This window comes from Paenibacillus sp. VMFN-D1 (assembly GCF_003386155.1).
GTDB classification, from domain to species: domain Bacteria; phylum Bacillota; class Bacilli; order Paenibacillales; family Paenibacillaceae; genus Paenibacillus_AQ; species Paenibacillus_AQ favisporus.
The window spans coordinates 347,793-362,791 of the sequence record NZ_QRDU01000006.1; the positions used below are offsets into that span (position 1 = coordinate 347,793).

Genomic DNA, 14,999 nt, shown 5'->3' on the forward strand with positions numbered 1-14,999 from the left:
AGTAGAGCGAGAAGGGAGAGAGACCGGATGATTCAGGATATTAAAGTATCACAGTGGACCGCACTGCTGATCGAGCAGGCGAAGCGGGCCGGACTGTCCGCGGCCGCCATCGCTGAGGCTGTCCATAACAAGGACGTTGAGCCGTTTATCCAGGCAGGGCTCGAGGGCGAGCGTTATACCAACCTGTTCGGCTACTCGGAGGAACACGGGGAGCCGCTGGCCCAGGCGGCAACGGAAGGCTACCGCATGACGTTTAACACGCGGAACGGGCTGAAAAACTGGCTGGTGCAGCGTTTTGGACTGGATGAGGAAAAGGACTTTGAGGTTGGCGAGGGCGTGATTCACGGGCTGCGGCTCACCTTGGAACAGCTGGCTGCATTGCAAAAAGCACTGGCCGTAAATTGGGTGATTGCCGGATCGCGCGACCTTCCGGGCGGCATGGTGGAGCTGGATTTGTCCATTCGTGCCCTTCAATCCGCTTCTCAAACCTAATTCGATCTAAACAGGCGTATGCCGGTTAGCCATAATAAAAGGGGCTGTCCCATGCTGTCGTGTCATGCACGACGGTGGGCAGCCCCTTTGTCATTTCGTTTCAATCGCTCCTATCGAACGATTCCTGCTTTCTTCCTTGTTAACCACGCCTAGCCGGAAGTTCCCCGCTAACTGATCAACATCAGGATGATCGAGGACAATGACAGGCAGGCACTGAGCAAATAGATGAACACGACCGCCTGCTTCGGGCTCAGCCCCCAGGACAGCAGCCGGTAATGGAGCTGGCTTCGGTCGGCCTTGTACACCGGCTTGCCGTCCCGATACCGTTTGATTACAACGTAAATGTTATCGAAGATCGGCACGCCAAGCGCCAGCACAGGAACGAGAATGGAAATGACGGTCACCTGTTTAAAGGCTCCGTCCAGGGCGATGATGCCGAGCATGAACCCGATAAACGTCGCGCCTGCATCCCCCATGTAAATTTTGGCGGGCGGCTTGTTGTATCTCAGATAACCGAGCGTCACCCCGACCAGCAGCACCGCCATAATCGCGGAATGGGACTGGCCTTTGGCAATAGCAACGATAAACAGCGTAAAGGCCGAAATGGCGGCCACGCCTCCGGACAGCCCGTCCAGCCCGTCCATAAAATTAATGACCGTCGTGACGCCGAAGATCCACAGAATCGTCAGAATAAACTGCAGCCACTCCGGAAACACGACCATATGGCCGGCGAACGGAACGGTGATCCCTTCAAATGAGATCCCTGAATAATAGACGATCACCGCAGCGCCTACCTGCACGAGCGTTTTGGGCAGAGCGGCAAAATCCTTGCCTTTCGTCTTGTACCAGTCATCGATCATGCCGATGCCGAGGATGAGCAGCGAGCCGGCCACAATGCCGGCCATTTCCTTGTCCCAGTGTCCGGTAAGAACGATGTAGGGAACCATAAAGCCGAGAAAGATGGCGATGCTTGCCAGATGCGGTACGGGTTCCTTATGTATTTTGCGAGTGGTGGGCCGGTCGACGAAATCAACCCGGATCGCGAGCTTCCTTAAAGGAGGGATCAAAGCCAAAACGATAACAAGCGATACAATAAATCCAATTACATACACAATGGTCAGGCCTCCAATACTTAGCTTTGCAATTTGCTGTCGTTTCATTCAAAGTCTCTGGTTGGGTTTCGGATACAGTTAAATGTAGCATTTGTATTTTTAACTAGAATAATCGCTATTTTTGCAAAATACAACGATAAAATATTTAATATTTCCATAACATTCCAATCAACCGCTTTTTACAATTCTAGTAGAAAATAGGTCTATAGCACTTATGCTAATAGAAGAAGGGTGAGCCGATGTTGAAGAAAAATAAAATGTTTCAGGTACTGATGGCCTCTGCGGTTGTAACTTCCGTACTGGCCGGAGGAACGGCAGAAGCTGCTTCCGCTGCAAAATCATCATCTGCGGGTCAGGCTGCAAAAATGACGTCGCCAAAGCTGAAAGCGGCCAAGGTGGAACTCAGCGTGAACGGAGCGAGCGTCTCCGTCAATGCGGTCCAGCTCAACCAGTCGTACCTGGTAGCCGTGTCAGACATCGTCAAGGCTTTCGGGGCAAGCGCAAGCGCCGCCAAAGGGATCGTCATGATAAAGGATGCGACCGGTTCACGCGTCGTTCAGCTGCAGGCAGGATCAAAGTCCTATAAGGTGAATGGAGAGGCCGCAGCCTTTACGAACGCTCCTCTGCTTCAAGATGGCAAAACCTACGTAGAGCTTCAAGCGCTCGTGGAAGCACTGGGCGGGGAATGGATCGCGGGCAGCGGGCAGACGCAGCAGGTATTGACGGTTCAAAGACCGGAAGGAAGCTATTCTTCGGTACGCTGGAATGCCCAAGGGCAAATCATTGCCAGCCGTGACGATGCGGAGTCCGCCCAAATCGTTAAACTGGACCCGGCAAGCTATGGCAGCACGGTAATCTCGACGGACGAATATGCAGCGGAATTGGCAGTGTCCCCGAACGGGCAGTGGGGAGCTTATACCGATAACGCCGGCCAGCTCTACCTGATGAACCTTGCCAGCGGGCTGTCGCAAAAACTCGGCTCCGACACTTCCGTCAAAACAGATCTGACCTGGTCGGCGGATAACAGCCGGATTTATTTCATCCAGGGCGACAAACAGGAAAAAATATCCTACATGAATGTCGGCGACGGCAAGGTGACCGAAGTGCTGGCTGACAAAGTGGAGAACAAGTCCGATGTGAGCCTGTCCGCGGACGGCAAACGATTGGTCTATATCGTCAATGTGACCGGCGTGGCCAGCAGCGATAAGGACAGCACGGAAGAATCGCTCAGCATTGACTATTCAGGCGCGGGCCAGCAGCTGTATTCCCTGGACCTCACGGATAAAGAGGCTAAACCGGTTCAGCTAACAACGGGTAAAGACAATAAATTGTATCCTGTCGCACTGGATGGCGGCAAAGCGGCGTATTTGAGCGCCGATCCGGATAGCGTCACTGCCAAGGATGTCATCAAGGTGATCGGCCCAGGCAGCAGCGTCCAGGACCTGTCTAGCATCATCGATGTGACGGTCATCGCGGCCGGGCCATCCGGAACGCTTATTGCTGCGGGCATCGCCGCCGACGGCAGTACGAAAGTGCTGAAGATCGACAGCGGCAGCCAGGCGCAGCTTTACAGCACGTCCGGAACCGTCAGCGAGCTGGCGATGTCTGCGGACGGCAGCCGGATCGCCCTGATCGAAGACGGCAGGATTGTAGTCATCACAGGCGGAAAGACCATTCAGCTTACCAAATAAAAGCGGTTCTTAACCGAAAAGGAGAATAAACGATGAAACTGTTCAAAAAATTAACGCTGGCTGCCGTCACTTCCCTGGTAGCGGTAACCACTCTGGTCGGCTCCGCTAGCGCCGCCTCCGGCATCTCCGGCAAAATTACGATTAACGGGTCCACTGCGCTGCTTCCGCTCACCCTTCAGGCAGCCAAGGAATTTCAGAAAATCAATCCGAAAGTCAGAATCTCCGCTTCCGGCAAAGGCTCGGTAACCGGACCGCAGGCCGTGAAGAAGGGCATTGCCGACATCGGGGCGTGCGACTGGGACGCCAGCATGGACGTACCGGGCTTCAAGGCTTTTGAAGGCCAGGTAGCCAACAAGGTGGCCGTCATTCCTTTTGCGACAGTCACCAACAAAAACGTGAAGGTGAACAACCTGACCACCGAACAGCTGAAAGGGATTTTCTCCGGCAAAATCACCAACTGGAAAGAAGTCGGCGGTGATGATGCGGACATCGTCGTCATCACGCGCGCCTTCGGCTCCGGCACCCGTGTCAACTATCAGGCCAAAGCGCTGGCTGGCGGCGACATCGTCAAAAAGGCCAAAAACTACAAGGAAGTCGGCTCCAGCGGCGACATGAAAACCGCCGTAGCCACAACGCCGAACGCCATCGGATACATCGACCTGGTGTACGTAAACAGCGACATCAAGGCGCTGAGCTATAACGGCGTGCAGCCGACAACGGACAATGTCATCAACGGCAGCTACAAAATTTGGGCATACGGATATTACATGACCAAAGGTCAGCCGACCGGCGCCACCAAAGCGTTTATCGAGTATGTTCAAAGCGCGAAATTCCAGCAGGGTTCCCTGAAAAAATTGAAATTCATTCCGATTTCCGCCATGCGTTAAGGCAAGTGGATTGAGCCAAGCCAAGCCATATTCATGATCGCGGCCAGCCCTCACATACCAATGGGGCTGGCCGCTTTATAGGAGGAGAGCCAGTTTGAGCACCCCCGTGCAGCAGTACGTGCCCGAGGAACGTCAGGTGCTGACCCCGCCCGCGAAGCGTCGCAGGTTCAGTCGCAGCGCCAGGGTCCGTTTCACCAACCGCATGTTTACGTATTATTTTTGGTTCAGCATATTGGCGCTGTGCCTGGTGCTGGGCCTGGTGATCTTTTTTATCGGCAAAACCGCGCTTCTGACCTTCCGCGACATCTCTTTTGCGGATTTCTTCCTTTCCTTTAACTGGACCCCGGAGGAGGAGCATTACGGTGCAGCCGCGTTTATCATCAACACCCTGTCCCTGACGGCGCTTACGCTTGCGCTGGCCGTGCCGGTATCCGTCGGGCTGGCGGTGCTGATCGCCGAAATCGCGCCCGGCTGGCTGAAAAACGCCATGCGGCCGATTCTGGACCTGCTGGTCGGGGTTCCTTCCATCGTCTATGGATACCTCGGCCTGACGGTGCTGATTCCGTTTTTGCGCCGGCTGAGCGGGGAGAATCTGGGCGACGGGCTGCTGGCGGCGGCCCTCGTGCTCGCCCTGATGGTGCTGCCGACGATATGCCGGATCAGCGACGACGCGATTTCCGCCGTGCCGAAAAAATACCGCGAAGCTGCGTATGCTATGGGCTCCACGCGATTGCAGGTCATGATGCGGGTCGTCATTCCCGCCGCCGGCAGAGGCATCATTGCGGCGGTGATTATGGGGATGACCCGGGCGATCGGGGAGACGATGGCGGTGGTGATGGTCATCGGCAACACGGCGCAGCTCGCCAAGTCCCTGTTTACGCCGGCTTCGGTGCTGACCAGCAACATCGTGATGCAGATCTCCAACGTGGAGTTTGACTCCACCTGGAATTACGCGCTGCACATGATGGCCTTCCTGCTGCTCATCATCTCGTTTGTCCTGATTTTGTTCATCCGCTATTTGGGACGCAAAGGGAGGGAGCAGGCATGAGCGAATGGACGCGCACCCGCAAAATGCAAAGATCGCTTGTGTACGACCGGCTGGCAACATACGGGTTCTACGGGCTCGGCATCCTGGTTCTGCTGCTGATCTTCTGGCTGCTGCTGACCATCCTGGGCAAAGGGCTGCCCGGGCTGAGCCTCGAGTTTTTGATGAAGCTGCCCAAGGACATGGACCCCGGCGGCGGTATCGGGCTGGTGCTGTTCAACTCGTTTTATATTTTGATTCTGTCGCTGCTCATTTCCGTTCCGATTGGGGTCGGAGCAGGGATCTACATGGCGGAGTACGCCCCGCCGAATAAATTTACAGAAGTGCTGCGGATTTGCGTCGAGAGCCTCTCCTCCGTTCCGTCGATCGTATTCGGAATGCTGGGCCTGGCCATTTTTGCCGAGTATTTTCAAATTGGCCTGACCATTCTCGGCGGAGCGGTTTCCCTGGCCTTCCTCAACCTGCCGATGCTGGCCCGGGTGACGGAGGAAGCGGTGCGCGCGGTGCAAAATGACGTAAAGAACGCATCCTATGCCCTCGGGATGACCAAATTCCAATGCATCCGGACCGTCGTTATCCCGATGGCCATGCAGGGAATTGTGACGGGCATCTGCCTCGTGGCGGGCCGGGCATTCGGAGAATCGGCCGTCATCCTGCTGACCGCTGGGCTCAGCACCTCCGGGGAGATGTGGGACTTCAATCTGTTCTCACCGGGTGAGACGCTGGCTGTACACCTCTGGTACGTGCAGTCGGAAGCAATCGTGGAGGATGCCCGCCAAATCGCCGACAAGTCCGCCGCGGTGCTGGTCATCGTCGTCCTCCTGATGAACCTGCTGTTCCGCATTCCGCTGTGGATCAGCAACCGGCGCCTGAAGAAATAGGGCCTTCTAGAGGTTGTTCAAAAAGTCCGCTTTTGATCACGAAGTAAATCGGGAAGCTGATTCGGCATCGAATCTTGAATTCAGCCGGGTCTTCCGGTGCTCACGTACCCACTACGTACGCTCTGCTCCTCAGCCCCTAGCTTCATCCAATCTTCTCGGTGCTGAAAACCAACCTTTTTGAACATGCATTTATATGTATTCATACCGAAATAAGCTTTGATCTAGGAAAAAAGGGCTGTCTTCCGGCACAATGACTCTGCCGGCGAGACAGCCCTTTAAGGTTGACTGAATTTATCAGCTTATTCAGCGAAGCTGAACGCTTGGGATTGCTACAAGCGAATAACTTTCGGCTGAAGGTGGTCAGCATTGTTGCCCTCAACGGCCCGTAATAATATCCAGCTGCGCGGAAGTATCATATACCATCTGGTAAGGGTCGGCGCTGTACGGAGTGAGCTCGGCCGTGACGGTATCCGTGTAGCCGATCTCGTTCAACGCCCGACGTACTTCGTTCCAGTTGACGCTGCCCGACAGCAGCGGGACGAAGCCGTTCGGTCCGGCTGCCGGATTAAAGTCCTTAACGTGGACTTTGCGGATCCGCTCGCCCAGCGTCCGGATCCAATGCTCGGGATAGCCGAAGAGAAGGACGTTTCCGATGTCAAAATAGGCTCCGACCCAGGGCGAATCGAGCTCGTCGATATACCGGGCCATCTCCATCGGGGAGAGCAGAAATTTGTTCCAGACGTTTTCGATGCCGATATGAACGCCGTGCTGTTCGGCCAGCGGAATGAGTTCCCGCAGTTCTTCCTGGCTGCGGCTATAACATTCCTCATAGGTGACGGAAGGCGTCACCGCTCCGGGAACGACCAGCACGGTGTCCATCCCGAGCAGGGATGCAAGCTCGAGCTGCCGGGTAACGATCTCTCGTCCGCCGGCGCGGACATCCGGATCCGCCGCGGACAGGGGGGATTTCCACAGCATGCCGGTCGAAAGGCTGCGCAGCTGAATGTTGTGACGGGAAGCCAGGGCCAGTACGGCCTCCGCCTCCTGTGCAGTGGTGTCCATGGTCAGCCCGGTTCCGCCGGACGGATACAGGTTCAGCTCGACGGCATCGTAACCCGCCTGCTCCGCATGAAGAAAAATCATCTCGAGCGGGGTTCCCTCCGGAAATCCCCATTGATTTATCGACTTCAGCATCGCTTCATACACCCCTTTGTCAGGATTAGGTTCAGAGCTCTGCAGGCGAAACGGCGGCCAATCGCTCCGCCGAGCGGTATGCAGCCAGGGCCACATCGAGCGCCTTGAGCCCGTCGACGCCCGTCACGTTCGCCTCGGTCCTGCCTTCCGCGATCGAGGCTACAAAATCCCGGACCAGGCCGAAGTCCATATCGTCGCCCCAGAAATGGTGCCGGTAGCCGCGCTCCTCGCTGAATACGTTCAGCTTCTGTCCGAAGGCGTCGATCGTCAGGGTGCCGGCCGTCCCGACGATTTCCAGCGTCACGTCGCCCCAGGTCGGGAAGGAAGGATTCCTGGACCAGCTGCAGTCCAGCGTGGCAAACACGCCGTTGTCAAATTCGATCGACAGAATTCCGCAGTCGTCGATGGGGGCGGCGGACATGAGCTGCCCGATTTCCGCGTACACCTCTTTTACCTCCGCGCCGGTGAACCAGCGCATAATATCGGCGACATGAACGGTGTGGTCAATGACCGCTCCGCCGCCGGACAGGGCGGGGTCGACGAACCATCCGCCCGGATTTTGCCCGCGGTTGGTCCCCTTCATGGCGAGGATCCGGCCGAGCTTGCCTTCGTCGATCATTTGCTTGGCCCGGATGACGGACCGGTTATACCGGACCGGAAAGGCCGTCTGCAGCATGACGCCGGCGGCTTTGCAGGCCTCGATCATGTCCCGGGCGTCCGCGGCATTGGTCGATATGGGCTTTTCGCACAGCACATGAACCCCCGCCTTGGCGGCCGCAAGGACCTGCTCCTTATGGTTTGCGTTCTCCGACGTAACGACGATCCCGCTGAGGCCTTGCGACAGAAGCTCGGCATAATCGCCGTAATAGCTGGTGCCAAGGATACCGGCGAACTTTTGACCCCGCTGCTCATCGGGATCGTAAATGCCGGCGAGCTCCACTTCTTCCAATTGGATCAGCGCTTTCGCATAACTGTAAGCGTGCATATGGGCAAAACTGGCGATGCCGATTTTCATGAACCGATCACTCCTTTGCTGCTCGGGTCGGCTGCACCGGTCCCCAGATGAACCGGCCGCCCGGTCTCCATCGATTTCAGCGCCGAGAGCGCAATCCGGAGCGCCTCATAGGCGTCTTCCGCGGTTACGATCGGCTCTTCATCCTGCTCGATGCAATTCAGGAAATGGCGAAGCTCCTGGAAATACGGGTTTTCCTCGACCGGGCTTTCCGGAACGGGGACGCCGCCGCCTCCGCCTGCATGACCGCCGCGCTGAAAAGACAGCAGCGGCTGATCCCGGGCGCTGTCATAGCCGATGATCCCCTGTGTGCCGGCCATCTCCAGATTCATGGAGAAGCCTTCATGCGACCAGGTTCCCTCGACGTGGGCGATGGCGCCGCTTTGAAAGCGGAGGGTCACGAGCGAATAGTCCAGCTGGGCGTGAACTCTCCCATGGAGCCCCTTGGCATACACACGTTCCACTTCGCCGAAGCACCAGCGAAGAAAATCAAAATCGTGGATCATGGCGTCCAGCGTAATGCCGCCGCTGGCACCGAAATCGCTGTACCAGTGCTGCCAGCCGATCGGATACCCTCCACCGCGGCCTGCACGGATGACGGCCGGCTTGCCGATGACGCCATCCTCCAGCAGCTGCTTGGCATGCGCATATTCGTGGAAGAAGCGGAGAACATGCCCGACGAACAGCCGGACACCACGCGAACGGCAGTGGTCGATCATTTCCCTGGCGTCGGCCAGACTGCGCGCCAGCGGTTTTTCGCAGATGACGTGCTTGCCGTCGTCGGCCGCTTGAAGAACAAACTTCTTGTGAAGCGGCGTCGGCAGGCAAACATCGACGACATCGACGCGGTCAAGCGCTTCCATCGCCTCTGTGTAGGAAGTGAACGAAGAGGTGCCGAATGCCTCGGCAAGCCGCGCTCCCTTGCCGGCGTCGGTGTCGACGATACCGGCCAAGTGGGCGTTCGGCATATCGGCATAGGCTGCGGCATGGGTGCTCCCCATCGCCCCCGCGCCTATAACGAGTACGTGAATCATAACGGTTTTCAGCTCCTTTTATGATGGACCGGTTACACTTGTAAAAGGTCTATTCGTTTCCTTATCCTTTGATGCCATTCATAGCGATTCCTTCTATAAAATAGCGCTGCAGGAAAATAAACAGGATGATGATCGGCAGCGTAGCCATTACTGCACCCGCCATCAGCAGCGGATAATCGGTCGAATGCTGCCCCTGGAAGGAGGAGATGCCGATCGACAGCACGCGCATATCTTCCGAGCTGGTCATGATGAGCGGCCACAGCAGGTCGTTCCATGCCGCCAGAATCGTAAAAATGGCCAAAGAGACGAGAGCGGATTTGGACAGCGGCAGGTAGATGTTCCAATAAATCCGGAAATAGCTGCAGCCGTCGATTTTGGCAGCTTCCTCCAGATCCTTCGGCAGCGTCATGAAAAATTGCCTCAGCAAAAAGGTGCCGAATGCGCTGAAGATGCCGGGGATAATCAGGACATAGAAGGTATCCAGCCAGTTCAGCTGCCGCATGATGACAAAGCTCGGGATCATGACGACCTGGGACGGCACCATGAGCACGGCCAGCAGGGCGAGAAAAATGACGTTTTTCCCCGGGAATTTCAGGCAGGCAAAGGAGTATGCGGCCAGGGAACACAGCAGCAGCTGTCCGGCTGTCCGGCCTAGCGTCACCAGAATCGTATTGAGGTAGTAAGTGCCGAAATCGATGGTGGTCAGCACCTTGGCGTAATTTTCAAAATGCCATTCCGACGGCAGCAGCGTAGGGGGCACCTTCATGGAATCCGCAAAGGACTTAAACGATGTGGACAGCATCCAGACAAAAGGGGTCACCATCAGGACGGCTCCCGCGATCAGCAGAATATGAACGGCCAGCCGTCTTCCGCGGTCGGAAGTTCGGGTTATCATGACAGCCTCTCCTCCTCATGAAGGTTATTGATAATGAACCCAGCGTTTTTGGAAATACATCTGAAACGCGGTGATGATCAGGATGACGATAAACAGGATGAACGCCTCCGCCGAAGCGTAGCCCATGTTGAAGTACTTGAAGCCGTCCTCCCAAATGCTGTACACGACGGTGCGCGTGGAATCGAGCAGGGAGGTTTGCTGTCCCATCATGATGAAGACGAGGTCGAATACCTGGAAAGAGTTGATGAAGGACATGACGAGCACGAAAAACAAGCTCGGCGTCAGCAGCGGCAGCGTTATCCGGAAAAAGCGGTAGACCGTGCCGGCGCCGTCCAGCGACGCTGCTTCGTAATAGCTCGACGGAATTCCCTGCAGCCCCGACAGCAGGATGACGGCGTTGTAACCGACGCTCGTCCAGACGCTGACAATGACGATCGACATGAGCGCAAACTTTTCGTCGAACAGCCAGTTCGGCTGGGGCAGATGCATCGCCCCGAGCACGTAATTGATCAGGCCGAACTCGGAGTTATACAGCCATTTCCACACCATGCCGACCGCGATCGGCATGGTGATGACCGGGATGAAATAGAACGTGCGGTACACGACCATCCCTTTAATATGCTGATTGAGCAGCACGGCGAGCAGCGTGGCAAAGACGATGGACAGCGGGACGGTCGCAACGGTGTAGAGCAGCGTATTCAGCAGGGAGTGCGTAAACTTCTCGTCCTGCATCAGCTGGGTAAAATTGTCGATCCCGTTGAACGCCGGAGCGGACATGCCGTCCCAGTTCGTAAAGGACAGAATCAGGGAAGCGGCGGAAGGCACCATATAAAAGAGGGCCAGACCCAGTGCGACGGGGAGGATAAATACGTACCCCCAGACCGCCTCCTGGATGGCCAGCTTGGAAGTTTTCCGCTTCCGGGCTGCAGGCAGGTTCGGGTCTTTCGACTTGACGGCCAGCGGCGTATTCACCGGCAGCACCATCCTTTCTCTCGAAGTTAAGTGGATACAAGCGTAGACTCTTCTTTAATCCTTCTTCTCTTCCGCGAGAATCTCGTTCATTTTATCGGCTATCGTCTTCAGCGCTTCCTCAAACGACTTTTTCCCGAGGTAGGCGTCCTGAAGCTCCTTGGTCTCCACGTCCTGCCACTCGGCCGTCCGCTCGGACACCGGATACGGCACAGCAAAGTCCAGACTATCTACGAATACCTTCAGGTCAAGGGAAGGGATCGACTTCAGCCAGCCTTCCTCCGTTCCTTTATAAGCGGGAATGCTGAAGCCCGATTCGGCCAGGTACTGCTCGCCTTCTTTGCCGGAAAGCACCTGGATCAGATCCCATGCTTCCTGCTGATGCTTCGTTTTTTCGTTCATCGCCCAGCTCAGGCCGTGAACGATCGTCGCTTTCTGCTTGCCTGCGGGCAGCGGGGCAACCCCCAGCTTGTCTCCCAGCAATTTGTACAGCTCGGGCGCGCTGACGGAAATGGCGGGGAACATGGCGGCTTTGCCGGATCCGAACAGCTGGAGCGGCTTGGTCTCAAGCTGCTGCTGGGCGTTCGGGGAATAGCCCTGGTCCATCAGCTTTTTCTCCCATTGAAAAGCAGACAGCGCTTCGGGCGAATCGAAGCCGGATTTCGTTTTATCTTCGGAGATGATGTAACCGCCGGCCTGGTGGATCAAATCGTAATATCCGGACTGGCTGTCAATCAAAGCGGTGTAGCCGTACACGCCGTTCTGCTTGTCCGTCAGCTTGGCGGCATTCTGCTCGATCGTATCCCAGGTCCAGCTGCCGTCCGGGTAAGACACGCCGGCTTTGTCGAAAAGTTCTTTATTGTAGTAGAGTCCAACCGCATCGAGGAAATAAGGAAGTCCATAAAGATGATCGTTGTAGGTGTACAGATTGACGAGGGCGTCAGTGTAAACGGAGGTATCGAGCTTGCTTTCATCAATAAGCGGCTGCAGATCCTTGATCCAGCCTTTGGAGGCATAAGCGTAGAAGTTGGGGCCGTTCATCCAGAAAACATCGGGCCCACTATTGCCGGCGAGACTTGTTTTCAATTTGGTCCAGTAGTCGGCCCAAGGGGTGTAAGTTACTTTGACTTCCACGTCGGGGTGGTTTTTCTTGTACAGCTCAATCGATTTGTTGACGGTGTCCTTCACGTTCTCATCCCATAGAGCCACGTTGATTACTTTTTTGCCGCCGGCTTCTCCGGAAGAGCCGCCGCAGCCCGTCATTACAGCAGTGAACAGAAACAGGAACACGAGGATGATCGACATTTTTCTAGCCATTCCAATAACCTCCTCTAAATATGGTTCTTGCACTCATTCTTGATCTGCCGCAGTTCCAATGATGTACGAATTCTCCCCCCTTATCTTGCGAAAATCCATCGCCATACTTATTCCAATAATCAAAATAAGTAGATGCCAACTGACCATTCAATGTGAGGTTTTAGGAAAAGAATGGCATCTATTTGCGTAAGATTATATATTTGGTGATTTTTATTTTCAATAGTTTGATAAATATTTGCATAAAAACTTTTGGAAGGCAGGAAAACGGCGTTTTCAAGTGGAAAGTATCGGTTTCCGCATATTTTGGTTATTGGAATATGTTACATGGAATGGAGCATTGGGAACTATATTTTACTGCAAATATGGAATAAGATGGAATATATTGATGCATTTTGCCGAAGAAAGGGGAAGATGGTTGAAAACGATGAGAAAAGGCGATTGGAAACTGATTCAGGAGCTGAACCGGTCGATCATTTTAAATAAAATCCGTCTGGACGGCCCGATCTCCCGGATCGAGCTGGCCAAAGGAAACCGGATTAGCCCCTCCACCGTAGCTGCGGCGGTTCAGGAGCTGATCCGGGAAGGCTATGTGACTGAAATCGGCAGAGGAGAGTCCAGCGGCGGGCGCAAGCCCATTTTGCTGCGATTTGCGCCGGATAACCATTTTTTGTTTGCCGCATCGATCTCAAACACGGTCATCGAGGTTGCCCAATTAAACCTGGAGGCGAATATCCTGCGCAAAGAATCCGCTCCTGTCGGAACTCGGCAGGGTGAAGGCGTCATCGAGCTGATGCTCGGCATGATCGACCGCTTCGTCACCGAAACCGGCAGCCTGGACGCTTGCATCGGCATAGCCGTCACGACACCGGGCGTGGTTAATGTTGAGCAGGGGGTCGTCTACTATAATTCCAAGCTCCGCCTGAATGACGTTCCGGTCAAGCAACTCGTGGAAAGCCGCTATGGGATTAAAACCTGGGTCGAGAACGATACCAACTCGCTCGTGCTTGCGGAACGGCGGTTCGGGAGCTACAGCTCTTTTGCCAATCTGATCTATATTATGGTCGGCAATGGGATTGGGGCGGGCATCCTTGTCAACGACATGATCCTCCGGGGAAAGCTGGGGGGAGCGGGCGAATTCGGCCATACGAGCGTCAACCGGAGCGGAATCCGCTGCGAATGCGGAAACGTCGGCTGCCTGGAGAACTCGGTAAGCTGGCCTGCCGTACACTCCCGAATGATGGCGGCGATGGCCTCGGGCCGGCAGACGCTTATCCACGATTTGACAGGCGGCGACTTCAGCCGGATCGAGCCTGCGGTGTATAAAGAGGCACTGTCCAGAAAGGATCGGCTGGCCATGGACATCACCGAGGAGATCGCCGAGCATCTGGGCGCAGGCATCGTCAACCTGGTGAACCTGTTTAATCCGGGAGCGATCGTGTTAGGCGGGAACGTGGCTCAGGACAATCCTATTCTGCTCCATAAGGTTGAGGAGCATATTTCAAGGTATGCCATGCGTATTTTGAAGGACGATCTGGTTGTTGGGCAGTCTTCGCTTGGCGATGACGGCAAATTAATCGGTGCGGCCGCTGTCGTACTGCAGGATCTGTTTCAGTTTTCGTTAACATAGCCGTCATCCTTCGGTGAGGAGACTGTGAGGAAATGAAAAAGAAACTGGAAAAGGCTTCATACATAAATATGGTTGATGGAAACCGGTTCTAGCAGTACAATAAGGCAGCGGTTCTCGAAGGAATCCCTTAACATCTTTTGCAACCGGCAGAGAAAGGTTTGATATGGTGACGAAGGTAAATGCAATGATGCAGAGGCTGCGTCCTCTCGCCCCATTAGTACTGATGCTCGTTTTTCCCGTTCTGGGGTCGATTTACCAGCTGGTGAACCACCCGAATGACCGCGTGTATTCCCTTGTCACGCAAGCGGATCTGGCTATTCCATTTATCAAATATTTTGCGCTCCCTTACGGCGTATGGATCTTCTATATCTATGCCTGCCTGGTCTACCTTTTCTTTAAGGACCGGAATTTGTATTACCGGGGCATTATACTGTACACGGTATGCGCAATGACATGCTACGGCATTTATCTTGTGTTTCAAACGACGGTGCCAAGGCCGGTCGTGACCGGCAGCGATCCGTTCAGTGAGCTTGTCCGATTTATTTATAAACGGGATCAGCCCTACAACTGTTTTCCGAGCATTCACTGCTTCTCGAGTTACATGGTTATGCGACTCTTTCTGACAAGCAAGGCCCGGAGCCGCATGATCATGATTCTCGTCAGCACGATGTCGATTCTCATCATCGCCTCGACACAGTTCGTGAAACAGCATGTCCTCTGGGACGCTGTTGCGGCGATTGCGATGGTTGAAATCTACCACCTCGTGATCTATGTCCTGCCCGGGGCACACCGCAGCCGGGAGAAAGTACGGCAGCAGAAGGAACTTCAAGCATAAGGCAGCAT

14 protein-coding genes are annotated in these 14,999 nt (G+C 55.1%); 7 read left to right on the forward strand and 7 right to left on the reverse strand.

All coding sequences use genetic code 11. The annotated features are described in order from the left end of the window. Nucleotides 1-27: 27 nt before the first annotated feature. A complete protein-coding gene (locus C7820_RS30250; RefSeq protein ID WP_258875587.1) occupies nucleotides 28-492 on the forward strand; it encodes a hypothetical protein in 465 nt (154 codons plus the stop codon). Nucleotides 493-659: 167 nt separating this feature from the next. Here C7820_RS30250 and C7820_RS30255 read toward each other — a convergent pair whose 3' ends face one another. Next, a complete protein-coding gene (locus C7820_RS30255) occupies nucleotides 660-1,652 on the reverse strand; it encodes an MraY family glycosyltransferase (protein WP_116234197.1) in 993 nt (330 codons plus the stop codon). 191 nt (nucleotides 1,653-1,843) lie between these two features. Between C7820_RS30255 and C7820_RS30260 the strand changes: the two genes are divergently transcribed. The 4 genes from C7820_RS30260 (at nucleotide 1,844) to pstA (ending at nucleotide 6,108) form a co-directional block, all read left to right on the forward strand. Next, a complete protein-coding gene (locus C7820_RS30260) occupies nucleotides 1,844-3,295 on the forward strand; it encodes a stalk domain-containing protein (protein WP_116234198.1) in 1,452 nt (483 codons plus the stop codon). Nucleotides 3,296-3,327: 32 nt separating this feature from the next. Continuing rightward, a complete protein-coding gene (locus tag C7820_RS30265) occupies nucleotides 3,328-4,182 on the forward strand; it encodes a phosphate ABC transporter substrate-binding protein (protein ID WP_116234199.1) in 855 nt (284 codons plus the stop codon). 94 nt (nucleotides 4,183-4,276) lie between these two features. Further along, nucleotides 4,277-5,230, forward strand: coding sequence for a phosphate ABC transporter permease subunit PstC (pstC, locus tag C7820_RS30270; RefSeq protein ID WP_397334238.1), 954 nt, complete (start codon nucleotides 4,277-4,279; stop codon nucleotides 5,228-5,230). Next, on the forward strand, nucleotides 5,227-6,108 hold the full coding sequence (gene pstA / locus C7820_RS30275; protein WP_116234200.1) for a phosphate ABC transporter permease PstA: 882 nt from the start codon (nucleotides 5,227-5,229) through the stop codon (nucleotides 6,106-6,108). Before pstC ends, pstA begins: the two co-directional genes overlap by 4 nt. A 375-nt stretch (nucleotides 6,109-6,483) precedes the next feature. Here pstA and C7820_RS30280 read toward each other — a convergent pair whose 3' ends face one another. The 6 genes from C7820_RS30280 to C7820_RS30305 form a co-directional block, all read right to left on the reverse strand. Next, nucleotides 6,484-7,302: a sugar phosphate isomerase/epimerase family protein gene (locus tag C7820_RS30280; RefSeq protein WP_116234201.1), complete on the reverse strand. Its 819-nt coding sequence runs from the start codon at nucleotides 7,300-7,302 to the stop codon at nucleotides 6,484-6,486. Between the two features lie 31 nt (nucleotides 7,303-7,333). Continuing rightward, nucleotides 7,334-8,317, reverse strand: coding sequence for a Gfo/Idh/MocA family protein (locus C7820_RS30285; protein WP_116234202.1), 984 nt, complete (start codon nucleotides 8,315-8,317; stop codon nucleotides 7,334-7,336). Further along, nucleotides 8,314-9,348: a Gfo/Idh/MocA family protein gene (locus C7820_RS30290; protein ID WP_116234203.1), complete on the reverse strand. Its 1,035-nt coding sequence runs from the start codon at nucleotides 9,346-9,348 to the stop codon at nucleotides 8,314-8,316. The genes C7820_RS30285 and C7820_RS30290 overlap by 4 nt, the downstream gene beginning before the upstream one ends. A 61-nt stretch (nucleotides 9,349-9,409) precedes the next feature. Continuing rightward, nucleotides 9,410-10,243: a carbohydrate ABC transporter permease gene (locus C7820_RS30295; protein ID WP_076174262.1), complete on the reverse strand. Its 834-nt coding sequence runs from the start codon at nucleotides 10,241-10,243 to the stop codon at nucleotides 9,410-9,412. Nucleotides 10,244-10,267: 24 nt separating this feature from the next. Further along, a complete protein-coding gene (locus C7820_RS30300; RefSeq protein ID WP_076174475.1) occupies nucleotides 10,268-11,215 on the reverse strand; it encodes a carbohydrate ABC transporter permease in 948 nt (315 codons plus the stop codon). A gap of 54 nt (nucleotides 11,216-11,269) precedes the next feature. Then, nucleotides 11,270-12,529 (reverse strand): ABC transporter substrate-binding protein, encoded by a 1,260-nt coding sequence (locus tag C7820_RS30305; RefSeq protein ID WP_076174264.1) that lies wholly within the window; start codon nucleotides 12,527-12,529, stop codon nucleotides 11,270-11,272. Nucleotides 12,530-12,953: 424 nt separating this feature from the next. On the opposite strand from C7820_RS30305, the gene C7820_RS30310 reads away from it, so the two are divergent. Both C7820_RS30310 and C7820_RS30315 read left to right on the forward strand, forming a co-directional pair. Next, complete coding sequence (locus tag C7820_RS30310; RefSeq protein ID WP_116234267.1) at nucleotides 12,954-14,156, forward strand: ROK family transcriptional regulator; 1,203 nt, start codon at nucleotides 12,954-12,956, stop codon at nucleotides 14,154-14,156. A 163-nt stretch (nucleotides 14,157-14,319) separates the two neighbouring features. Next, on the forward strand, nucleotides 14,320-14,991 hold the full coding sequence (locus C7820_RS30315) for a phosphatase PAP2 family protein (protein WP_116234204.1): 672 nt from the start codon (nucleotides 14,320-14,322) through the stop codon (nucleotides 14,989-14,991). Nucleotides 14,992-14,999: the final 8 nt, after the last annotated feature.

Bases quoted from the DNA above. Each gene is read 5' to 3' on its own strand.
- C7820_RS30315 (WP_116234204.1), top strand. From the start codon at position 14,320: ATGGTGACGAAGGTAAATGCAATGATGCAGAGGCTGCGTCCTCTCGCC.
- C7820_RS30265 (WP_116234199.1), top strand. From the start codon at position 3,328: ATGAAACTGTTCAAAAAATTAACGCTGGCTGCCGTCACTTCCCTGGTA.
- C7820_RS30260 (WP_116234198.1), top strand. From the start codon at position 1,844: ATGTTGAAGAAAAATAAAATGTTTCAGGTACTGATGGCCTCTGCGGTT.
- C7820_RS30250 (WP_258875587.1), top strand. From the start codon at position 28: ATGATTCAGGATATTAAAGTATCACAGTGGACCGCACTGCTGATCGAG.
- C7820_RS30285 (WP_116234202.1), bottom strand. From the start codon at position 8,317: ATGAAAATCGGCATCGCCAGTTTTGCCCATATGCACGCTTACAGTTAT.
- C7820_RS30280 (WP_116234201.1), bottom strand. From the start codon at position 7,302: ATGCTGAAGTCGATAAATCAATGGGGATTTCCGGAGGGAACCCCGCTC.
- pstA (WP_116234200.1), top strand. From the start codon at position 5,227: ATGAGCGAATGGACGCGCACCCGCAAAATGCAAAGATCGCTTGTGTAC.
- C7820_RS30305 (WP_076174264.1), bottom strand. From the start codon at position 12,529: ATGGCTAGAAAAATGTCGATCATCCTCGTGTTCCTGTTTCTGTTCACT.
- C7820_RS30310 (WP_116234267.1), top strand. From the start codon at position 12,954: ATGAGAAAAGGCGATTGGAAACTGATTCAGGAGCTGAACCGGTCGATC.
- C7820_RS30255 (WP_116234197.1), bottom strand. From the start codon at position 1,652: ATGAAACGACAGCAAATTGCAAAGCTAAGTATTGGAGGCCTGACCATT.
- C7820_RS30290 (WP_116234203.1), bottom strand. From the start codon at position 9,348: ATGATTCACGTACTCGTTATAGGCGCGGGGGCGATGGGGAGCACCCAT.
- C7820_RS30295 (WP_076174262.1), bottom strand. From the start codon at position 10,243: ATGATAACCCGAACTTCCGACCGCGGAAGACGGCTGGCCGTTCATATT.